Origin of the sequence: Nonomuraea sp. LPB2021202275-12-8 (assembly GCF_037044575.1) — a bacterium.
Lineage (GTDB): Bacteria > Actinomycetota > Actinomycetes > Streptosporangiales > Streptosporangiaceae > Nonomuraea.
The window spans coordinates 545,409-565,260 of sequence record NZ_JBAHWD010000001.1 but is presented as its reverse complement, the minus strand read 5'-3'; the positions used below and the strand labels follow the sequence as shown (position 1 = coordinate 565,260).

The window sequence follows — 19,852 nt, the reverse complement described above, 5'->3', positions numbered from 1 at the left end:
GGTGTTCACCAGGGGAAACAGTGACTTAACCTATGAGTGCAGTTTCATCATCAATTCCGCCGGTAGAGTCCGGAACAGGAGCGTTGATTGGAGCTGTGGTGGCCAAGTACGTTTACGACTTCACCGAGGGCAACAGGAATCTCAAGGACCTGCTCGGCGGCAAGGGAGCGAACCTCGCCGAGATGACGAACCTCGGGCTGCCCGTTCCTCCCGGGTTCACGATCACCTCGGAGGCATGCCGCCATTACCTGGCCGAGGGTTCCGTTCCCGACGGCCTGGAGCAGGAGGTCGCCGGGCACCTGGGCGCCCTGGAGGAGGCCATGGGCAGGCGGCTCGGCCAGGCCGACGACCCCCTGCTCGTGAGCGTCCGGTCCGGGGCCAAGTTCTCCATGCCGGGCATGATGGAGACCGTCCTCAACATCGGCCTCAACGACGAGTCCGTGCACGGCCTCGCCAAGCAGTCAGGCGGCAACGAACGCTTCGCCTGGGACTCCTACCGCAGGCTCATCCAGATGTTCGGCAAGACGGTCCTCGGCATCGACGGCGAGCTGTTCGAGCACGCGCTCGACACGCTCAAGGGCGCCCGGCAGGACACCGACCTCGACGCGGGCGAGCTGCAGGGGCTGGTCGAGACGTTCAAGGGCATCGTCCGCGAGCAGACCGGCGAGGACTTCCCCGCCGACCCGCGCGAGCAGATGCGGCTGGCCGTCATGGCCGTCTTCGACTCCTGGAACGCCCCGCGCGCCATCCTCTACCGCCGCCAGGAACGCATCCCCGCCGACCTGGGCACCGCCGTCAACATCGTGGCCATGGTCTTCGGCAACTGCGGCAACGACTCGGGCACCGGCGTCGCCTTCACCCGCGACCCCGGCACCGGCCAGCAGGGCGTCTACGGCGACTACCTGCAGAACGCCCAGGGCGAGGACGTGGTCGCGGGCATCCGCAACACGATCCCGCTGCAGGAGCTCGAACGCCTCGACAAGCGCTCCTACGACGAGCTGATGTCGATCATGGAGACGCTCGAGAACCACTACCGGGACCTGTGCGACATCGAGTTCACCATCGAGCGCGGCAAGCTCTGGATGCTGCAGACCAGGGTCGGCAAGCGCACCGCCGCCGCCGCGTTCTGCATCGCGATCCAGCTCGTCGACCAGGGCCTCATCACGATGGACGAGGCCGTCACCCGGGTCACCGGCGATCAGCTCGCCCAGCTCATGTTCCCGCGCTTCGACGGAGGCGGAGGCAGGAAGCGGATCGCCAAGGGCATGAACGCCTCGCCCGGCGCGGCCGTGGGCAAGGCCGTCTTCTCCTCGGAGCGGGCCATCGAGCTGGCCGAGCAGGGCGAGGACGTCATCCTGGTGCGCCGCGAGACCAACCCGGACGACCTGTCCGGCATGATCGCCGCCAGGGGCATCCTGACCAGCCGCGGCGGCAAGACGTCGCACGCCGCCGTGGTCGCCCGCGGCATGGGCAAGACCTGCGTGTGCGGCGCCGAGGAGCTCGAGGTGTCGGTGTCCGAGCGCAGGTTCACCGCGCCCGGTGGCGTGGAGGTCGGCGAGGGGGACGTCATCTCCATCGACGGCACCAGCGGCGAGGTCTACCTCGGCGAGGTGCCGGTCGTCGACTCGTCCGTGGTCGAGTACTTCGAGGGCACCGAGCCCGCCGATGACCTGGTGAAGGCCGTGGACCGGATCATGCGGCACGCCGACGCGGCGCGCCGGCTGGGGGTGCGGGCCAACGCCGACGCCCCCGAGGACGCGGCCAGGGCGCGCCGGTTCGGCGCGGAGGGGATCGGGCTGTGCCGGACCGAGCACATGTTCCTGGGCGAGCGCAGGCAGCTCGTCGAGGACCTGGTGCTGGCCTCCGGGGCAGAGGAGAGGCAGGCGGCGCTGGATGCCCTGGAGCCACTCCAGAAGTCCGACTTCATCGGGATATTTCAGGCGATGGGGGAGCTGCCGGTGACGGTGCGCCTCATCGACCCCCCGCTGCACGAGTTCCTGCCCGACCTCGTGGACCTGTCGGTCAAGGCCGCCACCGGCGAGGCCACCGACAAGGACCGCGCCCTGCTGGTGGCCGTCAAGAGGCTGCACGAGCAGAACCCCATGCTGGGCCTGCGCGGCGTGCGGCTCGGCCTGGTCATCCCCGGCCTGTTCGCCATGCAGGTACGGGCCATCGCCCAGGCCGCCAAGGAGGTGCCGGGGGCCCGCCCCGAGATCATGATCCCCCTCGTCGCCGCCGTACAGGAGCTGGAGGCCGTCCGCGAGGAGGCCGTCGCGATCCTGGCGGAGGCGGGCGTGGAGGCCCTCGTCGGCACCATGATCGAGACCCCGCGCGCCGCGCTCACCGCGGGCCAGGTCGCCGAGGCCGCCGAGTTCTTCTCCTTCGGCACCAACGACCTCACCCAGATGGTCTGGGGCTTCTCCCGCGACGACGTCGAGGCGGCGTTCTTCTCCCGGTATCTGGAGCTCGGCATCTTCGGCGTCTCGCCGTTCGAGACCCTCGACCGCGACGGCGTCGGCCGGCTGGTGGCCCAGGCGACCGAGGAAGGCCGCCGCGCCAGGCCGGACCTCAAGATCGGCATCTGCGGCGAGCACGGCGGCGACCCCGACTCGGTGCACTTCTGCCACGACACCGGCCTCGACTACGTGTCCTGCTCCCCGTTCCGCATCCCGGTGGCCCGGCTGGAGGCGGGCCGAGCCGCGCTGAGCGACAGCGACTCCGACAGCCGCTGAGCTACCCGGCCGCCTGCGGCTGCTCCTGCTCGGCCTCGGGCGGCACGTAGTCGTGGCGGACGCCCAGGTCGCCCAGCCACTCCCGCAGGCCGGCGACGGCGGCCGGGTCGGCCGCGACCTGGGCCGCGTACTCCGCCAGCGCGACCTCCTCGCCGTCGTCGTACACCAGACGGGCCGGGCCCGACCAGGACAGCTCCCACCGGGCCTGGCCGTGCTGGATCAGCACCGCCTCCAGCGCCCGCGCCACCACCCTGGCGAGCACCGGCTCCGGGGCGGTCCAGCCCTGCTCGCGGAGCCCTTCCTCCAGCTCGGCCTGCCTGCCGCGGGCGATCGCCTCGAAGGCGGCGTCCAGGTAGGGCCTGTTCGCCCCCACCACCCGCCGGCCCGCCAGTGCCAGGTCGCGCAGCGCGTGGGCGTTGCGGGCGGCGTAGACGCCGTGGGAGACCAGCTCCTCCCAGGACACGGCGCGCAGCGTGGTCAGCCCCTGCGGGCTCCACATCGACTGCTCGATGGCGTGCGCCGCCACGTTCGCGTCCTGCAGGAGCGTCAGCGCCGAGCGCGGGTCGGGCACCTGCTCCGGCTCCGGCAGCGCCTCGATGGCCGCCAGCCGCTCGGCCAGGCTCGGGTGCGAGTCGTAGGGAGAGGTCTCCACCGGCCGCTCGACCAGCTTGGCCAGCTCCGCCTGCCTGGCCGTGTCGTTCAGCAGCGAGTGGAAGCCCCCGAACACCGCCACGGGACGGCAGCCGCCCGCGCCGGTCATCGACAGGTAGTCGTCGGTGTAGACCTCCCAGGCGGTCGCCGTGTAGTGGATCTTGCGAAGCGCCTGCGCCATGGCCTGGCGCCCGGCGATCACCACCGCGAACTCGTCCGCCTCCAGCTCCTGCCGCCGCGAGACGGCCTGCGAGACGCGCAGGTAGAGTTTGGCGTACAGGGAGAACAGGCGCTGGATGAACGGGTGCCTGCGCAGGTTGTGGACGGTCGCGATGAGCGAGACCCGGCCCCGGTAGACCGGCGCTCCCAGGCGGGTGTGCGCGCCGCTGTAGTGGCCCAGCTCGTGCCCGAGCACCGCCCGCATCTCGTCCACCGTCAGCGTCTGCAGCAGCGGCAGCCCGATGTACATGCGCCGCCGGGTCGCCACCAGCCCCAGGAACCTGGTCTCCTCCGAGACGGCCGCGTTCACCTCGGGCACGAGGCGGATCTCGTCCGGCGGCGCGGTGCGCACCCGCTGTGCCAGGTCCTCCACCGTCCGCCACAGGGCCGGCTCGTGCTCGCGGGTGACCAGCACGCCGGGCTGCTCGCCGCCGCTGCGGCGGCTCACCATGATCAGAGCCTGTACGAGCGCGGCCGCGGCCAGCGTCAGGACGATCGCCGCCCGCAGACCGTTGGCGTGGAAGTCGATGAGCAGCAGCACGTCGAAGAAGACGGCCGCCGCCACGACGGAGCCGACCAGCACGTAGAAACCGGCGAGCAAGGCGAAGGCCAGCACGGCCCGCAACGCTGTGGTCATAGGGGAGGGCTCCCGGGGAAGGGGGTTCTCGCGAGGCTCGACACTAGCGGAGACCGGAAACTGGATAAAATCACAGCTCTTATGGTCGGTTATGACGAGCACGATCGAGCACGATGGGTTCCGGAGCCTGCCGGCAGCCCCGGACGCAGCGCGTTCGAGCGCGACCGCGCCCGCGTGCTGCACAGTTCCGCACTGCGCAGGCTCGCGGCCAAGACGCAGGTGGTGGGGCCGGCCGAGGCCCTCGGCGCCGGGCAGCACATCCCGCGCACCAGGCTCACGCACTCGCTGGAGTGCGCCCAGGTCGGCAGGGAGATGGGCGCCACCCTGGGCGTCGACCCCGACCTGGTGGAGACCGCCTGCCTGGCGCACGACCTGGGCCATCCACCGTTCGGGCACAACGGGGAGGTGGCGCTCAACGCCCTGGCCGCCTCCTGCGGCGGCTTCGAGGGCAACGCGCAGAGCCTGCGGCTGCTCACCAGGCTAGAGGCCAAGGTGCTCGCCGACGACGGCAGCAGCGCCGGGCTCAACCTGACGCGGGCCGCCCTCGACGCCTCCATGAAGTACCCGTGGACCTGCGAGCGGTCGCCGAAGTTCGGCGTCTACGACGACGACCTGCCCGTCTTCGCGTGGATCAGGGACGGCGCGCCCGACGGCCGGGTCAGCTTCGAGGCGCAGGTCATGGACTGGGCCGACGACGTCGCCTACTCCGTGCACGACCTGGAGGACGCGCTGCACTCCGGCCACGTCACCCCGGAGGCGCTCCAGTCGCCCGCCGAGCGGGCGCGGGTCTGCGAGATCACCCGCACCTGGTACGCACCCGGCGCCGACCCGGCCGAGCTGGAGGAGGTCTTCGCCAAGCTGGTCGCCGACCCGCTCTGGCCGCGCCGCTTCGAGGCCACCCTGGCCGACCTGGCCGGGCTCAAGGCCCTCACCAGCGGCCTGATCGGCCGCTTCTGCCAGGCCGCCCAGACCGCCACCATGGACGCCTACGGCCCGCGCCATCGCGTGGACCTGATCGTGCCGCCGGCCACGCTGCTGGAGTGCGCACTGCTCAAGGGCGTCACCGCCCACTACGTGATGACCACCGACGACCACCACGCCAACCAGGCCCGCCAACGCGACCTCATCACCGAGCTGGCCGCCCTCATCACCCTAGGCGCGCCGGCCACGCTGGAACCCGCCTTCCGCCCCGCCTTCCTGACGGCCGACAGCGACGCCGCCCGTGTCAGGGTCGTGATCGACCAGATCGCCTCGCTCACCGACACCTCCGCCGTGGCCTGGCACCACCTCCTTTCGCGATGACCTGCGCGGGCGGATACTGCCCCCATGACCACCTATGTGATCGTCGGCGCCGGCCTGGCGGGAGCCAAGGCGGCGCAGACGTTGCGCGAGGAGGGCTTCGACGGCGACATCGCGCTCATCGGCGTGGAGGCCGAGCGGCCCTACGAACGACCGCCCCTGTCCAAGGACTATCTGCAGGGCAGGAGCGAGCGAGACAAGATCTTCGTGCACCCACCGGGCTGGTACGAAGACAACGGCGTGGATCTGCGACTCGGCGTCCGGGCCACCCGCATCGACCTCGACCGGCACACGGTCAGCCTCGACAACGGCACGCGGCAGCCGTACCACAAGCTGCTCGTCGCGACCGGCGCGACGCCCAGGCGCCTGCCCGGCCCCGCCCTCTACCTGCGCACCGCCGCTGACAGCGACGTGCTCAAGGAGCGGCTGGCCGCCGGCGGCCGGGTGATCGTCGTCGGGGCCGGCTGGATCGGGCTGGAGGTGGCCGCGGCCGCGCGCCTCGCCGGGTGCGAGGTCACCGTCGTCGAGCCTGAGCCCACGCCGCTGCACAGGGTGCTCGGCCGCGAGCTCGGTGACCTGTTCGCGGCCCTGCACCGCCGCCACGGCGTCGACGTGCGCCTCGGCACCGGCGCGGCGGAGATCACCGGCACCGGCGTGCGGCTCAGCTCCGGCGAGCGGCTGGCCGCCGACCTGGTCGTGGTCGGCATCGGCGCCGCCCCCGACGTCGGCCTCGCCCGCGACGCCGGCCTGGACGTCGGTCAGGGCATCCGCACCGACGCGAGCCTGCGCGCCTCGCACCCCGACGTGTACGCCGCGGGAGACGTCGCCGAGTCCCTCAACCCGCTGTACGGCCGGCGGATCCGGGTCGAGCACTGGGCCAACGCGCTGCACAGCGGGCCCGCCGCCGCCAGGTCGATGCTCGGCCAGGACGTCGTCTACGACCGCGTGCCGTACTTCTACACCGACCAGTACGAGCTCGGCATGGAGTTCTCCGGCGACACGGCGGGCTACGACGAGGTCGTCTACCGGGGCTCGGCCGACGACCTCGAGTTCGTCGCCTACTGGCTGCGCGAGGGCCGGGTGATCGCCGGGATGAACGTGAACGTCTGGGACGTCGTCGACGACATCCAGGAGCTGATCAGGTCCGGCGTCACGGTCGACCGAAAGGATTTGCCGTCGGGTCCAGGGTGAACGGATTCTCCTCGGGCTCGGGCTCGGAGGTCCTGCGGGTCTTCGGGACCTTCTTCGACGCGCACAGGACCGTGCAGCGCGGCGTCTCACCGAGTCTGCCGCGCAGCGCCAGCGCCTCCTGCCGGGGCGACAGCGTCCGGTTGCCCGAGAGCCAGGCGTCCAGATAGTCCCAGGGCTCGACCATGCCCCTGCGCACCCACCAGAAGGATGAGCCGGTCTTCCAGGAGATCGCGAAGTAGAGGTTGGGGCCCGTGTCACGGGCGTTGCCGGTGTTGCCGACGCGTCCCAGCAACTGGCCGGCCGACACGCGCACGCCCGGCCTGATCCCGTCGGCGACGCTGTCGAGATGCCCGCCGAGGTAGCGGACGCCGTCGTCGCCGACGACGGTGACGAACCTGCCCTCACGGTGGGCGCCCGAGTCGGTGGACGGCAGCCACCTGTTGCGGGTGTTGACCTCGTCGACGACGCCGCCGACGGGCGCGACGAACGCGCATCCCTTGGCCGCCCAGATCGTCGTCTTCGGCAGCACCAGCAGCCTGCGCTGGTAAGTGATCTCGCAGCCCTTGACGGGGAAGGTGTAGGTGTACTTCGAAAGCTTGGGCGGCGGCACCCTGACCGGGTCGTCGCCCTCGGGGGGCCGCACGGCGGCCTGATGCGTCGGGGTCGGCACCGGGATGGTCGCGGTCACGGCCGGGGACGCCGTGTCCGTGGCAACGCCCGTGCCTGTGCCCGTGCCTGTGCTCGTGCCCGGCGCGTCCGACGGTGACTGCGCGCTGACACCGGCGATGCCGGTCGCCGTGGTGCAGGCGGCCGTCATCAGCACGGCACCCATCACCGCCGCCCACCGCACGCCCAGCCCCGGTCGCATGATCTCCACCCGCGTCACCGTATCCGACGACAACCTTTACCTTTGTAGCCGACGGGGACCGTTCCCATAACAGCTTTCCCGCTATCGGCAGGCACCGGCTCGCCCCTGCCGCCCGGCCTGTCACGAAGGCCACAGGATTCTCGCGCCGGGCGGTGAGAGTCTGTCGGAGTAGCGCAATAGACTCACCGGCGTGGCTGGCCGGATCCGTGATGTCGACATCGCACTCGTACGCGAGCGTTCACCCATCGCCGACGTGATCGGCGAGCACATCCAGTTGCGCAACGCGGGCGGCGGCAACCTCAAGGGGTTGTGCCCGTTCCACGACGAGAAGAGCCCGTCGTTCAACGTCACCCCCGAGCGCGGCATGTTCTTCTGCTTCGGCTGCTCCGAGGGCGGCGACGTCATCACGTTCGTCGAGAAGATCGAGCACCTGTCGTTCAGCGAGGCCGTGGAGCGGCTGGCCCAGCGGGCCGGCATCCAGCTGCACTTCGAGCAGGGCGGCTACGTGCCCCGGCGCGACCACGGGGAGCGCGCCCGGCTGGTCGAGGCGCACCGGGCCGCCGCCGAGTTCTACGCCGACAAGCTGCTCGGCCCCGACGCCGCCCCCGGGCGGCGGTTCCTGTCGGAGCGGGGCTTCGAGCGGGCCGACGCCGAGACGTTCGGGGTCGGTTACGCCCCCAACGAATGGGAGGCGCTGGCCCGCCACCTCATGGGGCGCGGGTTCACCGCCGACGAGCTCGTCAAGGGCGGGCTCGCCAAGCAGGGCCGGCGCGGGCCGATCGACCGCTTCCGCGGCCGGCTCATCTGGCCGATCAGGGACGCGACCGGGGACGTGATCGGGTTCGGCGCCCGCAAGCTGCTCGACTCCGACGACGGCCCCAAATACCTCAACACCCCCGACTCGCCCCTTTACAAGAAGAGCCAGGTCCTCTACGGCATCGACCTGGCCAAACGCGAGATCTCCAAGCGCGCCCAGGCGGTCATCGTAGAGGGCTACACCGACGTGATGGCCTGCCATCTGGCGGGAGTCCCGACCGCGGTCGCCACCTGCGGCACCTCCTTCGGCGAGGAGCACATCAAGATCCTGCGCCGGTTCCTGCTCGACCAGGCCGAGTTCCGCGGCGAGGTGGTCTTCACCTTCGACGGCGACGCGGCGGGCCAGAAGGCGGCGCTGCGCGCCTTCGCCGACGAGCAGAAGTTCGTCACCCAGACCTACGTCGCCATCCAGGCCGACGGGCTCGACCCGTGCGACCTGCGCGTGAAGCAGGGCGACGCCGCCGTCCGCGACCTCATCGCCAGCCGCGAGCCGCTGTTCCAGTTCGCCATCCGCAGCACCATCGCCCGCTACGACCTGCGCAGCAACGAGGGCAAGATCGCCGCTCTGGACGCGGCGGCGCCCATCGTGGCCGCCATCAAGGACACCGGCCTGCGCAAGCGCTACGCGATCGACCTCGACCGGTGGCTCGGGTTCATGGACGAGCGGTTCGTCATCCAGCGCATCTCCGAGGTCGGCCAGGCCCAGCAGGGCCGTCCCCAGCGCGCCCCCAGGGCCGCGCCCGTCGACCCTCACGTGCGGGTCGAGGCCGAGCTGCTCAAGCTGGCCGTGCAGCGGCCCGCGCTCCTCGGCCCCCGCTTCGACGCGCTCGACCCGCAGGCGTTCACCGCCCCGGACCACGTCATCCTGCACCGCGTCATCACGGGCGCCGGCGGCCTCACCGCCGCCGGGCACGGCGGGCGCGAATGGGTGGACCTGCTGCTGGAGCACGCCCACGAGGAGGGCGCCCGCGGGCTGGTCACCAGGTTCGCCGTCGAGGCGATCCAGGCCGAATCGGGCGCCGAGGAGCGCTACGCCGCCGCCATGCTCGCCGCCCTTGAGGCCGTCGCCGTCGATCGGGCGATCGCCCAGGTCAAGTCCCGCATGCAGCGGCTCAACCCGGTGGAGGAGCAGCAGGACTACAACAAGCTGTTCGGCGAGTTGGTGGCGCTGGAGCAGCAGCGCCGCGTGCTCCGCGACCGCGCCGCGGGCAGCTGACCCGCCGAGCCGCCGTGCTGCGGTGATGACGCGGCGGCGAGGCGGCGGCGAGGGCCGGGGGAGCGGCTGATCGGGCGGCGCGGAGCGAATGTGCGGACCGGCACGGCATAGATCGTCGGAGTCTTACGCGACGCCCTTCGAAGTACGCCGGTAGACGAAACTTCTCAGGCGGTAAAGCCGGGTGGTTGAGTCGGTATCCCGGATGATCCCCGATGGTTCCGACGGGGAAAAGCGCTGATGGGGCGGTGTCCGGGCAGCCAAGGGCGGGCGTCCGGCCTGGGGGCGTCGCCGGGTACTGCAATCCAGTTCGCGTAATTGACTTTACTTTCCTGATCAAACTCCAGCTAAACCCTTAATGGATCTCAATTCGGTAAGGGTGATCGCCTTACCTTCTGTGCCAAAAATGGGTCTGCCATTTTATGGAACCAATACTGCAGACTGTCTCCCGTGGGTGCATCGGTGCTGCCAAGTGGACCGCCATCCGTCGATCAGGTGGCGGACCTCGTCGCAAAGGGAAGGGAGCGCGGAAGCGTAACCGTCGATGACGTCGCAGCCGCGCTTGACCGATCCGAGCTGCCGTCCGACGCGCTGGAACGCGTCGTGCGGATGCTCGCCGAGAACGGTGTGGAGGTCCTCGAGCCCCAGGGCGACGAGGAACCTGCCCGCGCCGATGAGGAAGACGTAGGCAAGCGGGCGCCGACCAGCGATCTGGTCCGGATCTACCTGCGGGAGATCGGCCGTGTGCCGCTGCTGACAGCCGAAGAGGAGGTGGAGCTCGCCAAGTCGATCGAAGCCGGCCTGTTCGCCGAGGACAAGCTCGGCAACGGAGTCTCGCGTCTGGCCTTCCCGGAGTTCAGGGAGCTCGTCTGGCAGGGCACGCGGGCCAAGCAGCGCCTCATCGAGGCGAACCTGAGGCTCGTGGTGTCGATCGCCAAACGCTACGTGGGCCGCGGCATGCTGTTCCTGGACCTGATCCAGGAGGGCAACCTCGGTCTGATCCGCGCGGTCGAGAAGTTCGACTACACCAAGGGTTACAAGTTCTCCACCTACGCCACCTGGTGGATCCGCCAGGCGATCACCCGGGCGATCGCCGACCAGGCGCGGACCATCCGCATCCCCGTGCACATGGTGGAGACCATCAACAAGCTCGTCAGGGTGCAGCGGCAGCTTCACCAGGACCTCGGCCGCGAACCGGTGCCCGAGGAGATCGCCAAGGAGATGGACCTTCCCGTCGATCGGGTAGTGGAGATCCAGCGCATCGCGCAGGAGCCGGTGTCGTTGCAGTCTCCGATCGGCGAGGAGGACTCCGACCTCGGTGACTTCATCGAGGACGCCGACGCTGTCGTGCCCATGGAGGCGGCCGCCTTCATCATGCTGCAGGATCAGCTCGACGACATCCTGGCGACTCTGTCGGACCGCGAGCAGCGCATCATCCAGCTCCGCTTCGGTCTGGCCGACGGCCATCCGCGCACGCTGGAGGAGGTGGGCAGGGAGTTCGGCGTCACCAGGGAGCGCATCCGGCAGATCGAGTCGAAGACCCTGGCCAAGCTCAGACACCCGACCAGGGCCCAGATGTTGCGGGACTATCTGGATTGAGGGCAGTCAGGACGGCGGGCCGGGGATTCCTCCCCGGCCCGCCGTCGTTCACGAGCAGCCCTCGAACTCCGGTACGGCCACCGTCCCGATCTTCAGCCCCGTGGAGCCGAACCACTTGCGCAGCAACTTCTCGGCCGTGCCGTCCTGGTACATGCCGGTGATCACGCGGTTGACCTCCTCGCAGCTCTCCACGTCGCCCTTGCGCATGCCGACCCCCGTGCGCTGCTCGTTGAACTGGGCGTTGACCAGCCGCATCCCGCCGCCGTCCTGCTTGGCCAGACCGGCCAGGATGACGTCGTTGGTGGTGATGGCGTCGACCTGGTCCGCCTTCAGCCCGGCCAGGCAGGCCTTGTAGTCCTTGAACGGCAGCACCCGCGCGGCGACCTTGCGCTCCTCCAGCACCCGCGCGGCCGCGTTGGACCCTTGCACCTCGCAGATGCGCCGGCCCTTCAGGTCGCGCACGTTGCGGATGCCCGTCTCTCCCGGCCGCACCAGGATGTCCTGGTAGGAGATGTGGTACGGCCCCGCGAACAGGACCCTGGCCTTGCGGTCCTGGCTGATCGTGTACGTGGCCACGACGAGGTCGGCCCTGTCCTGGAGCAGCACCCGCTCCCGGTCGGCGGCCAGCACGGGGATGAGCTCGACCTCCTTGCCGAGCTTGCCGGCGATGTAGCCGGCGACGTCGACGTCGTAGCCCTCGAAGGAGCCGTCGGGGTTGCGGAACCCCACCGACGGCAGGTCAGGGCGGACGCCGATGACGATGCGGTCCTTGTCCACCACGCCTTCGGCGGAGCCCATGCCGCACGAGGCGGTCAGCAGCGCGATCAGGGCCAGCGCCGCCGCCGGTAGCAGCCGCTTCATCTGTACTCCCTCAGTCGAGGCCACACGCCGGCGAGGAGCAGCAGGCCGATGCCGCCCATCGCGAACGGGATCAGCCGCCACAGGCCGTCGAGCGCGCTCTCGCCTTCGCCGACCGCCCGCTCGAACACCGCCTCGTGTCGGTCCGCGAGCGCCACCAGCTCCTTGTCGTAGGCGTCGAAGGCCTCCCTGACCGGTCCCAGGCGGGCGCTGACGGCTTCGCCCGCCTTGCCCTCGGCCACCAACTGGCGGAAGGTCGTGTCCGCCGCCTGGAAGCGGGCGTAGGCGTCCAGGGCGGGGCGGCCTGTCTTGCCGCTGAGCTGGAGCCCCAGCATGCCGAGGTAGTCGCCGGACTTCTGCGCCACCTTGTCGTGGTAGGTGTCCAGGTTCCCCGCTTCGAGGTAGAGCACCTTCTGCGACTTGTCGAGGTAGGTGTGCTCGTAGGTGTCGGCGCGCTCCCTGTCCAGCAGGAAGCGGCTCTGGTCGCCCTGCATGCTGTTGCCGATGGCGCGGGCCCTGGCCAGCGTGACGACGGAGTCGAACCCCTCGGATTTTGCGGTCTGCAGATGGTCGAGATCCTGCCTGAGCACGCTCACCCCGGCGACGAGCGCCACCAGGGTCACCACGGTGGCGGCCACCAGCGCGAGCCCGAACACGCGGCGGAAGTGCCGCGCCAGGTAGACCTGCAGCCGCAGCAGGCAGACCAGCGCCAGCAGTCCCGCCACCACCACCGCCCACCGCAGGAAGGGCAGAGTGGCGGTCTTGTCGTCGTAGGTGCGGCGCACGATCGTGCTGCTCTCCAGCGTCAGGTTGTACGCCTGCGGGAGCAGGGTCTGCCGCATCAGGTCGGTGGCCTGCCGGTAGACCCGCACCACCTCGGCGGGCGGCGGGCCCGCCGGGTGACCGGACTGGGAGTCGAGCAGCAGCGCCTGCGCCGCCAGGCCCTCGTAACGGCCGAGCCCGTCCAGCACCGACTCGATGGTCCGCCGCTCGGCCTGATCGTCCCCGGCCAGTTCGAACGCCTTCAGCAGCGCCTGGTTGGCCATGGAACGCTGCTGCTCGTAGCGGGCGATGGCGGCCTGGCGGCGGGCGCCGTTCTCGCCGCCCATCACGAGCACGTCGGCGATCTGCGCGTCCATGTCGCTCAGCCCGAAGTAGAGCCCGGCGGTGGCGACGACCTGCGGGCCGGAGTCCCGGCCGATGACCCGCAGGCCGTCCCCGGCGGTAGAGGTGCCGGCCGCGATGGCCGCGAAGAGCAGCGCCAGCGCCGCGGCCGCGACGCCGGTGAGCACCCTGATCCTGCCGGGCACGCCACGCCGGACCGGCCGGGCCGGCCGGGCCGGCCGGCCCGGCGGCGCCTGCGCGGGCGGCGCCGGCGGCTGGGTCCGCATCACGGTCAAGGCGTCCCCTCCCTGATCGTGATGACCGTCCAGGCCCCCACGTGGATGCGGTCGCCGACGCCGACGGTGACGGGCGTGTTGACCGCGACGGGCTTGCCGTTGACCCGGGTGCCGTTGGCGGATCCCGGGTCGACGAGCATCCAGGAGCCGTCCGGCTGCCCGAGCAGCACGGCGTGCAGGTGTGACACGCCCGGATCCGACGGCGGCCCGGACAGGTCGATGTCCGGCTGGAGGTCGCGGCCCCTGCTGCGCCGCCCGATGCGCACCTGCTCGGCGGCCAGCGGGAAGGAGCGTTCCGGGCAGTACGGGGGGAAGGAGACGGCGTCGGCGTCAGGGCCGCCCTCGGCGATCACCTGCTCGTAGTAGGCGCGGTCGGCGGCGGTGACCGCCTCCCACTGGGCGCTGGTCACCGGGAGCCGCACCGGGGTGGCGGAGCCGTCGAAGGCGTGGCCGCACACCTCGCAGAACTGCCCGGCACGCGGCGTCTGGCAGATGGGGCAGCTCTCCGCCGCCTGCTCCCCGGCCGGGTGCGCTGCCGGCCGGGGCTCGGGGGCCGCGGGTGCGGCTCCGGCGATCTGCGAGCCGCACACGTCGCAGTAGTCGTCGCTGCCCGACGTGTGGCCCTGGGGGCAGGTCGCCATCAGCTGCCCCCCTCGGTCTTGCGCAGCCTGCTGGTGCGGACGGATCCGGTGTCGAGCTCGATCTCGTCGGCCTTGTCGACGTTCCGGCGCAGCCGGGCCGTACCGCTGCCCGGATCGACCTCGACCACCTTGTCCAGCAGCCTGGCGGTGTCCTCGCGGCCGGAGTCGGTGGCGATCTGCTTGGCCTTGGCCAGCCGGGCGGTGGCCGTCTGGACGTCGCCCGCGGCGCGGGCGCTGAGCCCGTCCTGGATCAGCTCGTGCAGCTCGGCCTGGCCCGTGTAGTGGGCGACCTTGCCGTTGATCCTGGTGGACTGGGCCAGGTCGTCGGTCCACTGGGCGAGCACGTTGCCGCTGGCGTAGACGTCCTGCGTGTCCGGCCGGACCAGCTTCACCCAGCCGGCGCGGATCTCCTGGCCGATCTGGCCGGGCGCGACCTCCACGCACAGGTGGTATTCGCGTTCCTCGGATCCCCACGAGCCGGTGGGGTAGTCGCCGGTCAGCGGGTTCACGTCGACCCGCTTGCCGGTCAGATCGAGCAGCGTGGGGGAGACCTGCTTGACGAACTTGAGCGTGGCGGCCTGCGGCACCCACACGCGCAGGGACAGGTCGGCCACGGTCTTGCTCATCGTGGTCTGGACGATCCGGCGGAAGAAGTCGTTCAGCTCGTTCTGGTTCCTGACGAACTCGACGGTGCCGAGCAGCGCCTCGGCCACCACGTGCAGCTGGCCGGGCACCCAGTCGGTGCCGATGCCGAGGCTGTCGCAGACGAACTTGCCGCTCCAGGCGGACAGCACGCCGCGGAACACCTCGTCGCTCTCGTTGTTCTGGCCGTCGGTCATCAGGATGGCGTGCCGGATCGCGTTGGGATGCGCCGACAGCAGGTGGCCGGCGAGTTTGAGCCACTCGCCGATCGAGGTGCCGCCGTTCGCGCTCAGCCGGGAGATCGCCCGCTGGGCCTCCGCCCGGGTGGCCGGAGTGGCCCGCACGAGCTGGTTGCCGCGCGGGTAGACGAGCCGGGCCGACTCCGTCCCGGAGACCACCGCGAAGAACACGCCGTCCCGCAGGGTCTCCACGGCCGTGGCGGCGGCCTGCCTGGCATCGCGGATCTTGCTGCCGCTCATCGAGCCGGACGTGTCGACAATGATCACTTCGGCGGCCTCGGTGGGGGCGGAGGTCGCCGGTACACCGCCGGTGGAGGCGATGGTGAGTACGGCGTGCACCTCCCGGCCGTCGGTGGGGAGGTACTTGTTCTGGTCGATCTGCAAAGTAAAGGTGGGCTGGTCACCCATGCGAGCCTCCTAGGGGGATCAGGACGATGGTCACGTTGTCTTGGCCGCCGGAGTCGAGCGCGTGGCGCAGCATCTCGCGGGCCTGTTCGAGCGGGGTGCCGGAGGTGGGGAACCGGTAACCCTCCAGATAGCGCCACAGGCCGTCGCTGCAGACGAGCAGCAGCCCGGGCGCGGGCGGGACGAAGGTGCGCACGCGCGGGACGACGTCGGCGTAGTCGGCGCCGAGCCAGGCGGTGATCTCGCCCGTCGGGGCGGCGTCGTCCTCGGTCAGCAGCGCGCCGCCGGGCAGCCAGTAGGCGCGGGTGTCACCGGCCCAGCAGAGCGTCACCCTGCCCGGCTCGGCGACCGCGGCCACGTAGGTGCAGGCCGGGGCGCTGTCCACGGACTCGGCCAGCTTGACCACGGCCTGCCCGGCCAGTGCGAACGCCTCCTCGTGCGGCAGGCCGCGGGCCAGCGCGGCGGCGGCCGCCTCCACCGCGGCGGCCGACGCCTCGTCGGCGCGCGGCGAGCTTCCCACGCCGTCGCAGACGACCGTCACGATCGACCCGGCGGGAGGCACCCTGACCGTCGCGCCCTCCTCCAGGGCGGCCGACGGCAAGGTGGCGATCTCCGACCCGTCGGCGGCCTGCGGGGCCGCGCTCTCCGACCCGTCGATCGCCGACGGGGCGGCGCTCTCCGTCCCGTCGGCCGGTGGCGGGGTCGCGCCGTCCGCCCTGCCGGCGGGCAGCAGCGCCATCGCGTCCTCGTTGCGGGCGCGGCGCAGGCCCTTGTCGGTCACGCCCGCCGCGCCGCCGTCGAGCTCCAGCTCCGCGTGGTCCCTGACGGTGGGCTGGCGCAGCCCGCAGTGCTCGCAGTAGCCCTCCGCGTCCACGGCGGGCGCCCCGCAGGCCGTACAGGACGGGGAGGTGAGCGCGTGGCCGCACGCCTCGCAGTAGGCGTCGCCCGCCATCACTTGGGTCTGGCAGACGGGGCAGTTCACAGCCACGTCCGGGGGCGTACCTCGTTGGCCTGGTCGACCAGGGCGTGGCGCTCGGCACGGGAGGGCGCCGCCACCGCGAGTCTGCGGTAGATGTCCTCCAGCCGGCGGCGGATGCCCCGCTCGCTGAACGGGCTGCCCGCCAGCAGCAGCCCCGCGGGCGGGGTGCCGGTGTCCAGCCAGGCCAGCGCGGCGCGCAGGACCTCGGCCGTGAGGTGCTCGCGGCGGCGCGGGTCGAGGTCGGCGAGCTGCTCCAGCCTGGTCGCCGCGGCGGCGAGTTCGCCGGGGACGAGCCCGGCGGGGTCGGGCCGCCTGGAGGTGGCGGCCACGAGCGCGACCTGCGCGGCCATCCGGTGGCTGGAGGTGACGGGCACCTCGTCGAGCACGCCGGGCCGGCCGTTCCTGGCCAGCCCGAAGGCGGCGCTGACGTAGGAGCGGTCGGTCCGCCACACGCTTTCGTACCAGCGCAGGGGGTTGTGACCGGCGCATTCCAGGGCGAAGCCCAGGCCCAGCCGGGGCGCGATCTCGCCCGGCAGCAGCGACACACAGGCGTCGAACGTCCGCACGGCCGACGGCAGGTCGCCGGCCCCCAGCGCCGCCACCGCGCGGTACCACGTGACGCGCCAGTCGCCGGGCAACAGGCGCTCCAGCTCGTCCAGGACCAGCGACGCCTCCGGCGAGCCGTCCTCGATGAGCAGCCTGGCCAGCGTCAGCCGGGTCTCCGGGGTCTTGGTCATGGCCCGCACCTGCGTCAGCAGCTCGCTCGGATGGCGGCCGGCCAGTCCGGCCAGCGCGCCCGCGGCCGGGTCCTCGGGGTCCACCAGCGGCACGGGCAGCGCGGCCACCGCGTCCCGCGGATCCAGGGCGTCGAACACCCTGTCGTCCGCGTCGGCCAGGCCCGTCCCCACCGGCGCGCGCTCCGGCCCGAACAGGGTGGAGTGGGCCGGGTACGGCACGCCGTCGGCTTCGGCGCTGATCTCGCGCAGCACGCCGACGAGCTGGTCCTCCATGTCCTCGGCGCTGGCGAACCTGGCGGCGGGGTCGGGCGCGGTGGCCCGGCGCAGCAGCCGGGCGAACGACTCGTGACCGCAGTCCTCGGGCAGCGGGACGGCCGCGCCGCCCCGGGCCGGGCTGAAGGACGGGATGGCCAGCACGGCCAGCGTCCTGGCCACCGTGTAGAGGTCGGAGGCGACGGACGAGGGCTGGGTGTCCAGTTCGGGCGCGTGGTAGCCGACCGTGACCCACGACGTGCCCGCGGGCGAGCCGACACGCTGTACGGCGCCGAGGTCGATGAGCTTGAGCCGCTTGCCGACCCGGATCACGTTGGCCGGCTTGAGGTCGCAGTAGACCAGCCCCTGCTCGTGCAGATAGCCGAACGCGCGCAGGATCTCGCGCCCGTACATCAGCGTCTCGCGCAGCGGCAGCGGGCCCTGCCTGCGCAGCTCGTGCAGCGACTGGCCGCCGACGTACTCCATGACGATGTAGCCGAGACCCGCCGAGCGCTGGAAATTGAAGATCTTGACGATGTTGTGGTGATCGACCGTCGTCAGGAACTTCCGCTCGGCCTCGGCCGCGGCCAGCGCCTCGGTGTCGGCGGTGTTGAGCAGGCCCTTGAGCACCACCCAGCGGCCGTCGAGGTTCTCGTCGGCGGCCAGGTAGATCCAGCCGAGCCCGCCGTGCGCCAGGCAGCCCAGCACCCGGTACTGGCCCGCCACCAGGTCGTCCTTGACCAGTTTGGGAGTGAAGGAGAAGGGGGTGCGGCAGTGCGGGCAGAACCCGTCGGGCCGGCCGGGCCGCCCGTCCCGCGACCGCCCGACCGGCTCGCCGCACGCCGGGTTGGCGCAGAAGCGCTTCTCCTCGGGCACCTTCGGGTCGGCCAGCACGGCGCCGGCCGGATCCCGGTACGGCACCGACGGCAGGTCGGCGATCTCGGCGAGCACGCCCGCCCGCGACCGCCCGCTGCTCACCGGCCCGGTCACACCCCTGCTCGAAGGCCCGCTGTGCACGGGGGCCGGGTGCTGGGAGCCGGTCTGTACGGGCGCCGACAGCGACGCCGGGGTGGCCGACGTCGGGAAGACGGCGACCGAGGGCGGACCGGACGGCGTGGCCGCGTGCCCGCACAGGTCGCAGTAGCCCTCTTCGATCGTGCCCGTGCAGCCGGGCTGCGCGCAGGACGTCATCGGCTTCCTCCGTGAATGGCACGCTTGTACAGGTCGACGGCCGTGGCCGCCTTCGTCAGGTCGCAGGGGGCGCTCCACAGCAGCGCCCGCGCCTGCGTGTAGAGGCGGACGGCCTCCGGGTCCTCGGCCATGCCCTTGCGCACCGCCTTGGCCTGGGAGGCGACGAGCAGCCCGCGTAGCTCGTCACGCCTGCCGACCAGTCCGAACAGCGCCTTCGCGGTGGCCCGCGCCTGCCGGGCGGCCTCCTCGGCCTGCTGTTCGAGCGCCGCGAGCCGCCTGGAGCGGGTCAGCCAGGGGTCGGCCGAGGCGTCCAGCGCGTCGAGCTCGCCGGCCAGCTCACTCACCCGGCTCCGCGGCTGCGCCTGGGGCGGCAGGGTGATCTTCGCCACGACGGCGCCGTGCGCCAGCCGGGCCTCGCTCTCCGCCGCGCGCACGCGGTCGAGTGAGGCGTCCAGATTCTCGCGCCGCCTGCCGTACTCGTCCCTGACGGCGATCGCCTGCTCAAGGTCGGCGCGGGTGTTCGCGAGGTGGCGGGTGATCGGGTCGAGCTCCTGCTTGACGGGGGCCGCGTCGAGCGGGTCTTCGAGCACGGCGGCGCGCAGGCGTTTCAGGTCGGCCCGAGGGCGGGCCAGGTCGAGGGTCTCGCCGAGGCGGAGCAGGAGGTCGTCCACCTGGCGCAGGGCGCTGTCGGCCTCGTCGAGGCGGGGGAGGAGGGCGGTCCAGGCGGCGTCGATCTCCGTGAGCGCGCTCGTGGCAGTCTGGAAGGCGGCGTCCATCCGCATCACGGTCTCGTCCAGGGTGAGCCGCTCGTCCGCCCTCGGTAACAAGGAGCGCTGCTCGACGGGCCTGGGCGGGGCCTTCAGCACGACCGAGGGCCCGGCCAGCAGCTCGGTGAGCGCGGCGAGCTCCTCGCCGCCGAGCCTGCCGCGTCCGGCCCGGATCTGCTCGGCGTCGCGCAACACGTTGCGGTAGGCGTCGTACAGCGACCACATGGTGGCCAGCGCGGCCTGCGCCTGGTCCCAGCGCTGCTGGGTCCGGCCGCGTAAGGCCGCGCCCTTGAGTAACTGGTAGGTGGTGTGCGATTCCAGGTCGAGCAGGTCCCCGGAGATGCGGTCACGCTCCGCGCCTCTCGCGCCGAGCGCGAACTCGGCCGCTTCCCTGCTCATGGGTGGTCCCAGACTGATCACGCTCCCCGTGCAGCAGGCCCCCGATGCCGTCGTCTACCGGCACAACGGGGGAACCTGTCCGGTTGGTTCCAAGGGTAGGGGAACCCCTGACTTGTC

The 19,852-nt window shown here is 71.7% G+C and carries 14 protein-coding genes; 5 read left to right on the top strand and 9 right to left on the bottom strand.

The features are described from left to right. The first annotated feature begins 98 nt into the window (after positions 1 to 98). A complete protein-coding gene (gene ppdK, locus V5E28_RS02660) occupies positions 99 to 2,732 on the top strand; it encodes a pyruvate, phosphate dikinase (RefSeq protein WP_336204596.1) in 2,634 nt (877 codons plus the stop codon). 1 nt (position 2,733) lies between these two features. Here the strand turns inward: ppdK and V5E28_RS02655 are convergent, their stop codons facing one another. Then, complete coding sequence (locus V5E28_RS02655) at positions 2,734 to 4,239, bottom strand: M48 family metallopeptidase (RefSeq protein WP_336204595.1); 1,506 nt, start codon at positions 4,237 to 4,239, stop codon at positions 2,734 to 2,736. A gap of 81 nt (positions 4,240 to 4,320) precedes the next feature. Between V5E28_RS02655 and V5E28_RS02650 the strand changes: the two genes are divergently transcribed. Continuing rightward, positions 4,321 to 5,541: a deoxyguanosinetriphosphate triphosphohydrolase gene (locus V5E28_RS02650; RefSeq protein WP_336204592.1), complete on the top strand. Its 1,221-nt coding sequence runs from the start codon at positions 4,321 to 4,323 to the stop codon at positions 5,539 to 5,541. A gap of 24 nt (positions 5,542 to 5,565) precedes the next feature. After that, positions 5,566 to 6,729 carry an NAD(P)/FAD-dependent oxidoreductase gene (locus V5E28_RS02645; protein WP_336204590.1) on the top strand — a complete coding sequence of 388 codons (1,164 nt, stop codon included), beginning with the start codon at positions 5,566 to 5,568 and terminating at the stop codon, positions 6,727 to 6,729. Here V5E28_RS02645 and V5E28_RS02640 read toward each other — a convergent pair. Then, positions 6,689 to 7,597 carry a M23 family metallopeptidase gene (locus tag V5E28_RS02640; RefSeq protein WP_336204912.1) on the bottom strand — a complete coding sequence of 303 codons (909 nt, stop codon included), beginning with the start codon at positions 7,595 to 7,597 and terminating at the stop codon, positions 6,689 to 6,691. The genes V5E28_RS02645 and V5E28_RS02640 overlap by 41 nt on opposite strands. Positions 7,598 to 7,787: 190 nt before the next feature. On the opposite strand from V5E28_RS02640, the gene dnaG reads away from it, so the two are divergent. Continuing rightward, complete coding sequence (gene dnaG, locus V5E28_RS02635) at positions 7,788 to 9,629, top strand: DNA primase (protein WP_336204588.1); 1,842 nt, start codon at positions 7,788 to 7,790, stop codon at positions 9,627 to 9,629. Between the two features lie 492 nt (positions 9,630 to 10,121). After that, positions 10,122 to 11,225, top strand: a complete 1,104-nt coding sequence (gene rpoD / locus V5E28_RS02630; RefSeq protein ID WP_442945750.1) for an RNA polymerase sigma factor RpoD — start codon at positions 10,122 to 10,124, stop codon at positions 11,223 to 11,225. A 48-nt stretch (positions 11,226 to 11,273) separates the two neighbouring features. On the opposite strand, the gene V5E28_RS02625 is transcribed toward rpoD, so the two are convergent. From V5E28_RS02625 to V5E28_RS02595, 7 genes are read right to left on the bottom strand one after another with little or no spacing between them, the layout of a single operon-like run. After that, positions 11,274 to 12,086, bottom strand: coding sequence for a transporter substrate-binding domain-containing protein (locus V5E28_RS02625; protein WP_336204584.1), 813 nt, complete (start codon positions 12,084 to 12,086; stop codon positions 11,274 to 11,276). Then, positions 12,083 to 13,474 (bottom strand): hypothetical protein, encoded by a 1,392-nt coding sequence (locus V5E28_RS02620; protein WP_336204910.1) that lies wholly within the window; start codon positions 13,472 to 13,474, stop codon positions 12,083 to 12,085. Before V5E28_RS02620 ends, V5E28_RS02625 begins: the two co-directional genes overlap by 4 nt. A gap of 5 nt (positions 13,475 to 13,479) precedes the next feature. Beyond that, positions 13,480 to 14,124, bottom strand: a complete 645-nt coding sequence (locus V5E28_RS02615) for an FHA domain-containing protein (protein ID WP_336204582.1) — start codon at positions 14,122 to 14,124, stop codon at positions 13,480 to 13,482. Then, a complete protein-coding gene (locus V5E28_RS02610) occupies positions 14,124 to 15,413 on the bottom strand; it encodes a vWA domain-containing protein (protein WP_336204579.1) in 1,290 nt (429 codons plus the stop codon). The genes V5E28_RS02615 and V5E28_RS02610 overlap by 1 nt, the downstream gene beginning before the upstream one ends. Next, positions 15,406 to 16,398 carry a PP2C family serine/threonine-protein phosphatase gene (locus V5E28_RS02605; protein WP_336204576.1) on the bottom strand — a complete coding sequence of 331 codons (993 nt, stop codon included), beginning with the start codon at positions 16,396 to 16,398 and terminating at the stop codon, positions 15,406 to 15,408. The genes V5E28_RS02610 and V5E28_RS02605 overlap by 8 nt, the downstream gene beginning before the upstream one ends. Further along, entirely contained in the window at positions 16,389 to 18,569 is a 2,181-nt protein-coding gene (locus tag V5E28_RS02600; protein WP_336204573.1) for a serine/threonine-protein kinase, read from the bottom strand. Before V5E28_RS02600 ends, V5E28_RS02605 begins: the two co-directional genes overlap by 10 nt. Beyond that, a complete protein-coding gene (locus V5E28_RS02595) occupies positions 18,566 to 19,735 on the bottom strand; it encodes a hypothetical protein (protein ID WP_336204572.1) in 1,170 nt (389 codons plus the stop codon). Before V5E28_RS02595 ends, V5E28_RS02600 begins: the two co-directional genes overlap by 4 nt. Positions 19,736 to 19,852 lie beyond the last annotated feature (117 nt).